General features: G+C 66.5%; 12 protein-coding genes and 1 riboswitch. Of the genes, 4 read left to right on the top strand and 8 right to left on the bottom strand.

Annotated features, from left to right (window positions below):
* Window positions 1-12 precede the first annotated feature (12 nt).
* On the bottom strand, window positions 13-192 hold the full coding sequence (locus AC3A6I_RS01915; protein ID WP_487541394.1) for a CbtB domain-containing protein: 180 nt from the start codon (window positions 190-192) through the stop codon (window positions 13-15).
* A gap of 38 nt (window positions 193-230) precedes the next feature.
* Window positions 231-448: riboswitch (cobalamin riboswitch) on the bottom strand.
* 20 nt (window positions 449-468) lie between these two features.
* Window positions 469-1,068, bottom strand: a complete 600-nt coding sequence (locus AC3A6I_RS01910) for a hypothetical protein (protein WP_487541392.1) — start codon at window positions 1,066-1,068, stop codon at window positions 469-471.
* 117 nt (window positions 1,069-1,185) lie between these two features.
* On the opposite strand from AC3A6I_RS01910, the gene AC3A6I_RS01905 reads away from it, so the two are divergent.
* Entirely contained in the window at window positions 1,186-1,542 is a 357-nt protein-coding gene (locus tag AC3A6I_RS01905) for a DMT family protein (protein WP_487541391.1), read from the top strand.
* Between the two features lie 127 nt (window positions 1,543-1,669).
* On the opposite strand, the gene AC3A6I_RS01900 is transcribed toward AC3A6I_RS01905, so the two are convergent.
* The 3 genes from AC3A6I_RS01900 to AC3A6I_RS01890 form a co-directional block, all read right to left on the bottom strand.
* Window positions 1,670-2,560, bottom strand: coding sequence for an NAD(P)/FAD-dependent oxidoreductase (locus AC3A6I_RS01900; protein WP_487541389.1), 891 nt, complete (start codon window positions 2,558-2,560; stop codon window positions 1,670-1,672).
* 73 nt (window positions 2,561-2,633) lie between these two features.
* Complete coding sequence (gene aztD, locus AC3A6I_RS01895; protein WP_487541387.1) at window positions 2,634-3,830, bottom strand: zinc metallochaperone AztD; 1,197 nt, start codon at window positions 3,828-3,830, stop codon at window positions 2,634-2,636.
* A 75-nt stretch (window positions 3,831-3,905) separates the two neighbouring features.
* The gene (locus AC3A6I_RS01890) at window positions 3,906-4,874 is read right to left on the bottom strand and encodes a zinc ABC transporter substrate-binding protein (protein WP_487544968.1); all 969 of its coding nucleotides are present in this window, start codon (window positions 4,872-4,874) and stop codon (window positions 3,906-3,908) included.
* 122 nt (window positions 4,875-4,996) lie between these two features.
* Here AC3A6I_RS01890 and AC3A6I_RS01885 point away from each other — a divergent pair, with 122 nt between their 5' ends.
* From AC3A6I_RS01885 to AC3A6I_RS01875, 3 genes are all read left to right on the top strand, one after another.
* On the top strand, window positions 4,997-5,830 hold the full coding sequence (locus tag AC3A6I_RS01885; RefSeq protein ID WP_487541385.1) for an ATP-binding cassette domain-containing protein: 834 nt from the start codon (window positions 4,997-4,999) through the stop codon (window positions 5,828-5,830).
* A 173-nt stretch (window positions 5,831-6,003) separates the two neighbouring features.
* A complete protein-coding gene (locus tag AC3A6I_RS01880) occupies window positions 6,004-6,825 on the top strand; it encodes a metal ABC transporter permease (protein WP_487541384.1) in 822 nt (273 codons plus the stop codon).
* Window positions 6,815-7,246, top strand: a complete 432-nt coding sequence (locus AC3A6I_RS01875) for a Fur family transcriptional regulator (protein ID WP_487541382.1) — start codon at window positions 6,815-6,817, stop codon at window positions 7,244-7,246. The genes AC3A6I_RS01880 and AC3A6I_RS01875 overlap by 11 nt, the downstream gene beginning before the upstream one ends.
* Window positions 7,247-7,437: 191 nt before the next feature.
* Here the strand turns inward: AC3A6I_RS01875 and AC3A6I_RS01870 are convergent, their stop codons facing one another.
* The 3 genes from AC3A6I_RS01870 to AC3A6I_RS01860 all read right to left on the bottom strand — a co-directional run bounded on the left by AC3A6I_RS01870 (window position 7,438) and on the right by AC3A6I_RS01860 (window position 11,452).
* Window positions 7,438-9,648: a bifunctional diguanylate cyclase/phosphodiesterase gene (locus tag AC3A6I_RS01870; RefSeq protein ID WP_487541380.1), complete on the bottom strand. Its 2,211-nt coding sequence runs from the start codon at window positions 9,646-9,648 to the stop codon at window positions 7,438-7,440.
* Between the two features lie 134 nt (window positions 9,649-9,782).
* Window positions 9,783-10,616, bottom strand: coding sequence for a dipeptide ABC transporter ATP-binding protein (locus AC3A6I_RS01865; protein WP_487541379.1), 834 nt, complete (start codon window positions 10,614-10,616; stop codon window positions 9,783-9,785).
* Complete coding sequence (locus tag AC3A6I_RS01860; protein WP_487541378.1) at window positions 10,616-11,452, bottom strand: ABC transporter ATP-binding protein; 837 nt, start codon at window positions 11,450-11,452, stop codon at window positions 10,616-10,618. The genes AC3A6I_RS01865 and AC3A6I_RS01860 overlap by 1 nt, the downstream gene beginning before the upstream one ends.
* Window positions 11,453-11,457 lie beyond the last annotated feature (5 nt).

The following is an 11,457-nucleotide window of genomic DNA, read 5'->3' as shown; positions in this document are numbered from 1 at the left end:
CTGGTTGGCGGCTCAGTGGCAGGGGAAGCCGAGCGCATGGCGCGTGTCGTGCGCGCCATTGTGGATGGCCATGTCGCTGGCAAAGCCGACGCCGCCGACGAGGACGAGGCCGATGAACAGTGCCAGCACGCCTGCGATGAGACGGTGCGAGATCGAGAGAGAAGCAGTCGACGTTTGAGTCGCGGTGGTCATGTGCGGACACCCTCCGTGTGCACGTTGATTTGGGCTCTGCGCCCGGTTGCACGTCGGCAGGTCTCCTGGCTCACGGGTCATCGTAATCTCCGGCCTTCCCGCCGTCCCAAGGACGACAGTGGCTAGTCGGAGGCACTCGCCGCTTACAGTTGCGGGGGCAGCCACGGATTTGGTCCCTGATGGGTACGCCGCACCGTGTTCCCTTTTGATCCGCGCGCCCAAGCGGGGTTGCGGAACCAACGTGGCTGTATCGTTACGCCGAGCGGTGGGGTGCGGTCAATCTTCCGCGGCGTTCGGATCCGGGTAGCCGATGGTTAGGCTCTGGATACGGGCATCCACCTGTTCGAGCAGCGGCTCAGTCGACTGGATCAGCGTATCGCCCGAGATCGGACCCACGTCGAGATCGGCCGGATAGTCGCCGACGGCGAAGCGGAACGACACGGTGCAGCCGCCCGGCAGGTTCTCGAACTTGCCGCCAGTGGTCACGGCGGTACCGCCATAATCCCAGAAGAAGCCGTAAAGCTCGAACGGGCCGCCATTCAGCGCTTCGACCTCCTTCACCGTCATGCCGACGGCGAGTCCGCCCGGCGTGGTGACGCCGGCCGGTACGGTGACATAGGAGAGCTGCTCGCGCGCCTCCTCGTTCCACCAGCCGAACTCCTGGCGTTTCGCCTCGTCGCCGGAAAAGATCGTGGTGGCGAGCAGCGTCGTGCCCTCGGGACCGGGAACGTCGCCGGTGATCACGTTATCCTTGCCGAAGGTCTCGATGAGCCGTGCCTCCGAGCTGTCGGCGGCGTAGGGCCCCTCGCACTTTATCTCCTCGGCGAAGACGGGAGTCGCGACGAACAGGATGGGAAGCAGCAGCAGGGTGCGCATGGGATCAGGACCTCCGACTCGCCCGGGGGACGGACAGGCCACAACTCTGTGCAGGGCTTGCGGCGAGATCAGGGCGCGAGGATGAATGGGCATCCGCTCCCGATTCGCCGGTGCTCCATGCCCTTCACCTTCCAGACCGTGATGCCGATCGTGCTGCTGATCGGCTCCAACGTCTTCATGACCATCGCCTGGTACGGACACCTCAAATTCCCCAGCGCCGCCCTGTGGGTGGTAGTCATGGCGAGCTGGGGCATCGCGCTGGTCGAATACTGGCTGGCGGTGCCCGCCAACCGCATCGGCTATGGCACCTATACGGCGGCCGAGCTCAAGACCATCCAGGAGGTGATCAGCCTCACGGTGTTCGTCGCCTTCGCGGTGTTCGTGCTCGGCGAAAAGCTGACCTGGAACCATGCCGTCGGCTTCGGCCTCATTTGCCTCGGCGCCTTCTTCATCTTCCGCGGCCCGCTCAAGTAGTGGCCTCGCTCCCCTCCCCTTGCGGGGAGGGGTGGGGGGTGGGGGTCCATCGAGGATCACTGCACCACCCCTACCCTCGTTCCCTCCCCGCAAGGGGGAGGGAGGCCCGAAAGGCCGGTGACAGAAGCTAAGTGAGCAGCGAGCGGTGGGCGAAGGTGCCCGCCGCGACGCCGCCAGCGACCGCATAGCTGATCGAGGGCATCGGGAACGCCACATCGCCGGCGGCATAGACGCCCGGCACGGTGGTCATCTGCGTCTGGTCGACGGCGTAGAATGGGCCGAGATGGCCGTCCTTGGTCTCGCAGCCGAGCTCGACCCCGATATTGGTCGATAGCCGCGCCGGCGGATGGGCGAACATGGCATCGAGCGGCACCTTGCCATTGGCGGTGACGATGGCCCGCAGCTGGCCGCTGTCGTGCTCGAGGCTCAGCACCGTGTCGTCGATGATCGGCACGTTCATGTCGGCCAGCGCCTTGCGAGCGATGTCGTCCACCGGATTGCCGTTGGTGAACAGGGTGAAGGTGCTGGTCCACTCCTTGTAGAAGCGGGCGAGGTCGAGCACGTCGCCGTGGCGCAGCAGCAGGCCGAGCTTGTGATCCGCGAACTCGTAGCCGTGGCAATAGGGGCAGGTGAAGACGGTGTTGCCCCAGCAGGCATCGGCACCCTTGGGCAGGACGCTGAGATCGTCGCTCATGCCGTGCGCGAGGATGATGCGGCGGGTCGGCAGCCTGTCGCCGCCCTCCAGCTCGACGACGAAGCTATCGCCGTCCTGGCTGGCGCCGGTGGCCCGGGCGTTGCGGATCTCAACGGTCTTGTAGATGGCGAGCTGGCGGCGGGCTTCGGCGACGAGTTCGAGCGGCGGGCTGCCGTCGCGGGTGAAGAAGCCGTGTGAATGCGCGGCGAAGCGGTTACGCGGCGCGCCGGTGTCGAGCACCAGTACCTTGCGCCGGGCGCGACCGAGCTGGGTGGCGGCGGCAAGGCCGGCAAAGGCGCCGCCGATGATGATGACGTCATGCATGATGGATCCTCAGGATCGGAATGAGCCGGAGCCGCGGATGTTCCCCGCGGCCCGACAGCAGGTTGGATGCGTATCAGTGCGACTGGCCGGAACCACCGACGGCAACGATATTGTACGGCTTGCCGGCGACGGGAATCTCACGCTCGAGAGCGAAGGTGGCGGCATCGACGATATGCAGCTTGCCGGCCAGGGGATCGGTGACGGCGATCTCGCCGCCGGCCACGGCGATGCGCGGTCGCGGCAGGCTCCACTCGCCGTCCATCGAATAGGGCCCGGTGACGGTCAGGCTCTTGTCGATCGCGCCTGCCACGATATCGAGCCGATGCAGCTTGCCGTCCTCGGTGAAGATGTAGGCGTATTTCACGGCGACCGGATCGATGGCGAAATGCACACGGCGGGTCGGCAGGTCGACAAGCCGGAAGGTCGAATCGGCGGACGGGTCGATGATGGCGACGCGATCGGCGCCGTAGTTGCCGAGCCAGTACTGCATGGCAACGCCGCCGAGCAAGGTGGTCGACTTGCCCTCCGGCAGGTCGTCCGAATAGGGCAGATGCGTGATCCGCGGCCCCTCGGCGCTCTCCTGCACCAGGAGCAGGCCGGTGGCGCAGGCGATGGCCAGCGTATCACCCGAGCTGGCCTCGCCGTGAAGATCGGGGCAGGCATACAGATCGCCGACGGGCTTGCCGTCTGCATCCAGCACATCGATGCCGATTGGCAGCGCGTCCGGATCGTTGGCGTCGGGGCGCGTCAGCAGGGTGTATTCGCCGACCTGCGCCGCCACGCCGTGATGCGGCGCGGAGGAAGCGCGGTCGCGCGCCTCGGGCGTGCCGGCGAGCCAGGATGTCTCCCCGACGATCCGGGCGACGCCTGAACCATCGAGGAAGATGGCGATCTGGCCATCATGCTCGACGAAATGCACCGGCCGCTCGCCTTCAACGACCGGCTCGAGCAACTGCGGCGCGCCGACCTCGATGTCGCCATGGTCGCCGTGGTCGGAAATGGTGATGCCCGACACGATGGCCGAGACGCGGTTGGCGGCGCCCTGCACGGCATAAACGGCCGCGCGGCTGGAGGTTGTGTAGAGGCTCGCCGGGCCCGCGAGATCGAACCTGCCGGCGACCTCGCCTGTCTCGAGATCGATGGCTGTCACCACCGGATCGGCATGGTCGGCGACGAACAGGCGGAAGTGCGTGTGCTCATCGGCTGAGGCCGGCAATGAGAGGGGCGCCGCAAGGGCGAGCATGGAGAAGGCTACGGTCAGGCCGCGCATGAGAGCTCCTGTTATGATATTTAGTTACGAGCAGGCGTTGCAAAAAATCCGGAGCCATAGCCCCGGATTGCCCGGTTACTGCAGGCAGGCCACCAGGCTGTCGGCGAGATTGCCGATGAGCTGGCGATAGAGGCCCCGACCGGCCTCGAGGCTGGCGCCTTCGGGGTCGAGCACGGCGGATTTGGCGCCGGTACCTTCGATCAGCACATCGACGACGCGCGTGTCGAAGTTGGGCTCGGCGAACACGCAGGCGGCGTCGAGGGTTTTCAGCTTGTCGCGGATGGCGTTGATGCGGTCGGCACCAGGGCTGAGCTCGGGGCTGATGGTGATTGAGCCCGCGACGTTGAGGTCGAAGCGGTGCTCAAAGTACTGGTAGGCGTCGTGGAACACGACGAACGGCCGATCCTGCACCGGCGCGAGCTTGGCTTCGGTTTCGGCGATCAACGCATCGAGGTCGGCGGCAGCCGAAGCAGCGTTCGCCTCGTAGGTGGCGGCATGCTCTGGATCGGCAGTGGCGAGGCTTTCGGCGATCACCGCCACCATGGCCTTGGCGTTGGCTGGATCGAGGAAGAAGTGCATGTCGCGCTCGCCCTCGCGCTCATGCACATGCTCCTCGGCATGATCGTGATCCTCGCCCTCGTGGGCATGATCGGGATCGTGCCCCTCGTCGCCGTGATCGTGCGGCTCGAAGGTGCCACTCTCGCGCGGCGGCAGCAGCTCGATGCCGGGGACGTCGCTCAACTCAACCACCGTGGCATTGGGCGCCAGCGTGCCGATCGAATCCTCGAGGAACAGCTCGAGCCCATGGCCGGTCCAGAACACCAGGTCGGCCTGCTGCAGCGCGGCGGCATCCGACGGTTTGAGGCTGTAGGTGTGGGGCGAGGCCGCGCCATCGACGATCAAGTCCGGCGTGCCGAGATCGCCCATCACCTGGGCCACCAGCGCGTGGATTGGCTTTACGCTGGCGACGACGCGCGGCACTTCGGCCAGCGCGGCAGTGGTCAGCACCAGGGACGCGGCAAGCGCGGCGAGCATGGATTTCAGCATGGATCAGGCCCTCGTTGAAAACGGCGGCGAATGAACGAAATGTTATGACATAACGCTATCGCCGCGTTACGCTATAACGTAATGATGTAACGTCAGCAAGAGACGGACTGCGTGAATTTATGGATGCGCTCAAGAAGCACGAGCTGGGGCACGAAGTGCTGGTCGATGTGGCCGGCGCCGGCGTGCAGCGCGACGGCCGCTGGCTGGTCGAAGGGGTGGACCTCTCGATCAGGCGCGGCGAGATCGTGACGATGATCGGGCCGAACGGCTCGGGAAAATCGACCACGGCGAAGCTCGTCACCGGGGTGCTGAAGCCGAGCGTCGGCAGCGTTTCGCGCAAGGCGGGGCTGCGCGTCGGCTACGTGCCGCAAAAGCTCTCCATCGACTGGACCATGCCGCTGACGGTACGCCGGCTGATGACGCTGACCGGCACCTATGGCCGCGACGAGATCACCCGGGCGCTCGAGGCGACGGGGGTCGCGCATCTCGCCGAAGCAGAGGTGCAGAATCTCTCTGGCGGCGAGTTCCAGCGCGCGCTGCTGGCGCGGGCGATGATCCGGAAGCCCGACCTGCTGGTGCTCGACGAGCCGGTGCAGGGCGTCGACTTCTCCGGCGAGGTGGCGCTCTACGACCTGATCGGGCACATCCGCGACGAAACCGGCTGCGGCATTCTCCTGATCAGCCACGACCTGCACGTGGTGATGGCGGCGACCGACACGGTGATCTGCCTCAACGGCCACGTGTGCTGCCGCGGCACGCCGGAATCGGTGGCCAACAGCCCGGAATATCTCAGCCTGTTCGGCGCCCGGGCCGCCAATGCGCTGGCCTTCTACCAGCACCATCACGACCACACGCATCTGCCGGATGGCCGGGTGCTGGAGGCGGGTGGCCGCGTGGTCGAGGCGCATGAGCACGATCATGGGCATTCGCATGAGGGGCATCGGCATGGGTGATCGTTCGATGTTCGGCGCGTGGGGCGCCCCCCTCCCATCCTCCCCCACAAGGGGGGAGGTGCAGGGCGGAGCGTGTGTCACGATCGTGCCCCACTCACTGGCAGGCACCTCCCCCCTTGTGGGGGAGGCCGGGAGGGGGGTGGCAACCCACACCGACCCGAGTGGGGCCGCCCATGCTTGACGACTTCTTCACCCGCGCCCTCATCGCCGGCATCGGGCTGGCGCTCGTCACCGGGCCGCTGGGCTGCTTCATCGTCTGGCGGCGCATGTCCTATTTCGGCGACACCATGGCGCATTCGGCGCTGCTCGGCGTGGCGCTCAGCCTGATGTTCTCGGTGAATGTCACGCTCGGCGTATTCGTCGTCGCGGCGGCGGTGGCCGGAATCCTGCTGCTGTTGCAGCGCCGGGCGACGCTCTCGACCGATGCGCTGCTCGGCATCCTCAGCCATTCGGCACTGGCGATCGGCCTCGTCGTCGCCTTCCTGAGCGGCATTCGCGTCGACCTGATGGGGTTCCTGTTCGGTGACATCCTCGCCGTGTCGGTCACCGACATCTTCATCATCTACCTCGGTGGCGCGGTGATCTTCGGCCTGGTCATCGCGCTGTGGCGTCCACTGCTCGCCGGCACGGTGAATGCCGAACTTGCCGAGGCCGAGGGCATGCGGCCGGAGCTCACCCGCATCGTGCTGATGCTGCTGCTCGCCTGCGTCATCGCCATCGCGATGAAGATCGTGGGCGTGCTGCTTATCACCGCGATGCTGATCATTCCGCCGGCGACGGCACGGCGGCTCAGCACCTCGCCCGAGCAAATGGCGGTGATCGCCGGCGTCGCCGGGGTGATCGCGGTGGTGGCCGGGCTGTTCGCCTCGCTGCGCTTCGATACCCCGAGCGGACCTTCCATCGTGGTTGCCGCGTTGCTGCTGTTCATTGTTGCCGCCGTGCTGCCCGTGCAGTTGTGGCGGCAGAGACGAAAGGCCCCCGATCATGGCGCATAGTCACGACGACCATCACCACGAGCGCCCGCGCGACCTGACGCGCAACCAGGACCTGGTGCTGAAGACGCTGAACCATGCCGAAGGCCCGCTCTCGGCCTATGACATTCTCGACAAGCTGCGCGACGACGGCCTGCGCGCGCCGCTGCAGGTCTATCGCGCACTCGACAAGCTGATCGAGCACGGCCTCGCGCACCGGCTGGAATCGCTCAACGCCTTCGTGTGCTGCGCCGACGCCGGATGCCACCAAGGCGCCAGCACCGCCGCTTTCGCCATCTGCTCGGACTGCGGCCGGGTCGACGAGTTCGCCGAGCCGGCGGTGGTCGAGCGGCTGGGCGGCTGGGCCCGCGACAACGGCTTTGCGCTCGAGCGCACCACGATCGAACTGCGCGGCCGCTGCGCCGAGTGCCGGGCGGCGGGTTGAGTTGAGACGGAGTGAAGCCCCATACTCGGTGTCATCCCGGCGCAGGCCGGGATCCATCCTGAGATATCTCCTCTATCACTGAGAGGGGAGAGACCTCAGGATGGGCCCCGGCCTCCGCCGGGGTGACCCGGTGGTTTTCATCAACCTTTGAGCGACGCTCGCCCTTCCGCAAACTTCCCTGCTGGGGCGGATCAAGAAGCCTGGCGCAGCGGCTCGGCTTCCCCCAGCAGCCGCTTCAGTTGGTCGATCGGCAGCGGTCGCGCAAACAGGTAGCCTTGGAACTCCTTGCAACCCAGCCGCGACAGCAGAGCCGCTTCCTCGCGGCGCTCTATGCCTTCGGCGGTGACGGCCAGCCCCATCGCGTAGGCGTAGACCATGGTGGATTCGACCAGCGCGGCCTGCACCGGATCAGCGTCGATATGGTCGATGAGCGAACGGTCGAGCTTCACCCGGTCGAACTTGAACTGGCGCAGATAGCCGATGGACGAATAGCCGGTGCCGAAATCATCGAGCGCGATGAGGATGCCAGCCTGGCGCAACTGCTCGATCAGCCGGATGGCCCGATCCGGGTGGGAGACGAGGAACGACTCGGTCACCTCGAGCTGCAGGCGGGCGGCGTCGACGCCCCACTCCTCGAGCGCGGTGAACACGGTCTGCGGCAGCGCCGGGTTCTTGAGCTGGGCGGTCGAGACGTTGACCGAAATCTTGATGTTGCCGAGCGGCCCGATCTCCTCGACGGCGCGGCGCAACGCGAACATGCCGAGATCGTCGATGAGGCCGGAAGCTTCGGCGGCGGGGATGAACTCGCCCGGCCCCATCGGACCGGCAGCGCGGCGGGTCCAGCGCATCAGGGCCTCGACCCCGATGATCGCCTCGGCGCGGAAATCGATAATGGGCTGATAGACGAGGTCGAACTCGCCGGCATCGAGGCCGCGGCGAATATCGGCCTGCATCTCGATGCGGCGCCGGCGCTCGTCCTCGAAGCGCGGATCGTAGTCCACCGCCTGGCTGCCACCGGTCTCGCGGGCGCGGGCCACGGCCGTCTCAGCGCGGCGGAGGATGCTGGCCACGTTGTCACGCGTAATCTCGGCCTCGACGATGCCGATGGAGAGCGCGACCTTGAGCTTGAGTTCGCCCACCGGCACGGGGTGGGAGAGGCCAACAAGGACGCGGTCGGCAAAGCCGTGCGCGGCGGCCGCGGCCCCCTCGCGCAGCCAGGCGAGGGTATATTCGGCCGGGCCGGTGCGTGACACGACGACATCGTCGCCGGCGACAGCTCGAAAGCGGGTAGCAAGCGCCACGAGCAGTTGGTTGGTGACCTCGCGGCCATAGAGGCCGACGACCGCGGCCGAGTCTTCGACGAAGAGCTGACAGAAGGCGGCGGGCAGTTCGCCACGCTTGCGCGGCACCTGGGCGGCGAGATGCTCCTCGAAGCCGAAACGGTTGAGCTCACCCGAGATCGTGTCGTAGCGGGCGTTAAGCCAGTCGCGCTGATCGGCCGCGGCGCGCAGCTTGATGGCGTGGCGGAAGGCCGCGAGCACGATGAAGACCAAGGCGCCGATGACCAGCATCACCACCGAGGCGACGGCGGCAGCGTGCGCGAAGGCGGGATCGCCGGGACGGCGCGGCTGCCAGCTGATGGTGGCGATGTGGGTGCCGGCGGCGTCGACGAGCTTCATGGTGTCGTGGCCCGGAATGGCGACATCGACGAGTTCCGGCTTGGGCAGCTGGAAGCGGCTGGCGACGGCGGCGAGCACGTTGTCATCGAGTTTGCGTGCCAGCCACAGGATGCGGCGCTGCTCGCGCGGGATGCTCGCCTGCCCCGAGTTGCCATGCACGATGGCGGCCGCGATCGCTACCGGTCCCTGCGGGCTGCCCGCCAGATTGGCGACCGTGGCATCGTCGCCGAGGAAGGAGATGCCGGACTCGAGTTCCTTGAGCAGCTCCGGGGTGCCCGTGACGATATCGGCGAGGTTACCGGAGACCGGGCCGCGGCTCGATTCGCCAAAGCTGATCTCGCCGTCGACATCGGTGAGGATCGCGGTGTCGTAGGTCTCGGAAATGCGGGCGGTGGAGCCCCAGGTGGAATCGAGCCAGGCCGGATTGGGCTCGATATAGGTGTTGATGTAGGCCTCGGTCCAGGTCGCCTCGTCGGCGGCGCTCTCGCCCAGGCTCACCACCTGCGACTCGATGGCGGCGGCGATGGCCTTGCGCCCACGATCGGAGTCGATGGCGTTCATCTCCGAGCTCATCACATGCATGGCGAGGAAGACGAGCGCGCAGACGCCGACATAAACCGCGACGGTGGGCAGGGCGACCGAGAAGGTGAAGCCCGCGAGCGAGGCACGCGGCTTGGCCGGCCGGACGCGCCGGGCACGAAGCGCCGCGGCCGTGGCCCTCAACTGTGCAGCGGCTCTGGGCAAGTCGATTGTTACCGGCGTGGAAACTGCCGGAAAACTACGGGCTTCGCGCTTAACAGCGGTTTAAGCTAAGCCACCGGCACACGGCCGAAGGCTGCAATTTTTTCCGCGATACGTCAGGCGGCCGTAGCGGCCTTCCTGGCGAGACGGGCCTTGATGCTCTCGATATCGGCGCGCGGCGTCGCGGCGAACAGGGTGCGGGTGTAGGGGTGCTCGGGGTTGGCGAACACCTTGTCGCGGCTGCCCTGCTCCACCGCCTCGCCCAGGTACATCACCATCACCTCGTCGGCGATGTACTTCACCACGCTGAGGTCGTGGCTGATGAACACGTAGGTGAGCCCGAACTCATCCTGCAGGTCGGACAGCAGGTTCAGGATCTGCGCCTGCACCGACAGGTCGAGCGCCGAGACCGGCTCGTCGAGCACGAGCAGCGAGGGTTGCAGGATGATGGCGCGGGCGATGGCAATGCGCTGGCGCTGCCCGCCCGAGAACATGTGCGGATAGCGGTTGAAGTGCTCGGGCTGCAGGCCGACTTTCTGCAGCATGTCCATGGCCTTGGCGCGGCGCTCGGCCGGCGACATGGCGGTATTGAGCAGCAGCGGCTCCATCAGCACGTCGCCGATCTTCTGGCGCGGGTTCAGCGAACCATAGGGGTTCTGGAACACCATCTGCACCTTGCGGCGCATGTCCTTGGTGACCCCGGTTTTGCCGATATCGATGGTCTCGCCATCGATCTTCAGCTCGCCATCGGTCTGCCGATCGATGAGGGTCAGGATGCGCGCGAGCGTCGACTTGCCCGAGCCGCTTTCGCCGACGATGGCGAGCGTCTTGCCGCGCTCGAGCGAAAAGCTGATGCCGCGCACGGCGTGCACGGTGCGGGCGGCGCCGAACAGCGAGCCACCGACATGGTAGTCGCGTACGATATTCCTGGCTTCGAGGACGGGCGCCATCAGATGGCCTCCTCGACGCTGAAGCCGGTGACGGTGGGCAGGCGGTCGCCGGTGGCGTTCTCCGGCAGGGCGGCGAGCAGCGCGCGGGTATAGGCGCTCTTGGGCGCGGTGAAGAGCTCGAGCACGCCCGCCTCCTCCATCTTCTTGCCCTTGTACTGCACGACGACGCGGTCAGCGGTTTCGGCGACGACGCCGATATTGTGGGTGATCATGATCAGCGCCATGCCGTGCTCGGCCTGGAGTTGCATCAGGAGGTCGAGGATCTGCTTCTGGATGGTGACGTCGAGCGCGGTCGTCGGCTCGTCGGCGATCAGCAGCTTGGGGTTGCAGGCGATCGCCATGGCGATCATGACGCGCTGGTTCTGGCCGCCCGACATCTGGTGCGGATAGGAATTGAGCCGCTCCTTGGGGTTCGGGATACCGACCTGCTCGAGCAACTGGATGGCGCGGGCGCGGCGTGCCGTCTTGTCCATGCCGAGATGGAAGCGCAGCACTTCCTCGATCTGGAAGCCGATGGTGAAGCACGGGTTGAGGCTGGTCATCGGCTCCTGGAAGATCATGGCGATCTCCTTGCCAATGATCTTGCGGCGCTCGGCCGGCGACAGCTTGAGCAGGTCACGGCCGTCGAAGGTCATGCTGTCGGCAGCGACCTTGGCCGTAGGCGGCAACAGCCCCATCACGGCCAGCATCGACACCGACTTGCCGGAGCCGCTTTCGCCCACGATGGCCAGCACTTCGCGCGGGTCGACCCGGATATCGATGCCTTTGACGGCATTGAACAGGCCGATCGAGGTATCGAACGAGACGGTGAGATTTTTGACTTCGAGCAGGGACATCTCGC

Source organism: Devosia sp. Soil_C_22 (assembly GCF_057657195.1).
The sequence above is the reverse complement of the archived record's forward strand: the minus strand, read 5'-3'. Positions and strand labels throughout refer to the sequence as shown.

Coding starts and splice junctions, on each gene's coding strand:
- AC3A6I_RS01915 (WP_487541394.1), bottom strand. CDS start 192: ATGACCACCGCGACTCAAACGTCGACTGCTTCTCTCTCGATCTCGCAC.
- AC3A6I_RS01910 (WP_487541392.1), bottom strand. CDS start 1,068: ATGCGCACCCTGCTGCTGCTTCCCATCCTGTTCGTCGCGACTCCCGTC.
- AC3A6I_RS01905 (WP_487541391.1), top strand. CDS start 1,186: ATGCCCTTCACCTTCCAGACCGTGATGCCGATCGTGCTGCTGATCGGC.
- AC3A6I_RS01900 (WP_487541389.1), bottom strand. CDS start 2,560: ATGCATGACGTCATCATCATCGGCGGCGCCTTTGCCGGCCTTGCCGCC.
- aztD (WP_487541387.1), bottom strand. CDS start 3,830: ATGCGCGGCCTGACCGTAGCCTTCTCCATGCTCGCCCTTGCGGCGCCC.
- AC3A6I_RS01885 (WP_487541385.1), top strand. CDS start 4,997: ATGGATGCGCTCAAGAAGCACGAGCTGGGGCACGAAGTGCTGGTCGAT.
- AC3A6I_RS01880 (WP_487541384.1), top strand. CDS start 6,004: ATGCTTGACGACTTCTTCACCCGCGCCCTCATCGCCGGCATCGGGCTG.
- AC3A6I_RS01875 (WP_487541382.1), top strand. CDS start 6,815: ATGGCGCATAGTCACGACGACCATCACCACGAGCGCCCGCGCGACCTG.
- AC3A6I_RS01865 (WP_487541379.1), bottom strand. CDS start 10,616: ATGGCGCCCGTCCTCGAAGCCAGGAATATCGTACGCGACTACCATGTC.
- AC3A6I_RS01860 (WP_487541378.1), bottom strand. CDS start 11,452: ATGTCCCTGCTCGAAGTCAAAAATCTCACCGTCTCGTTCGATACCTCG.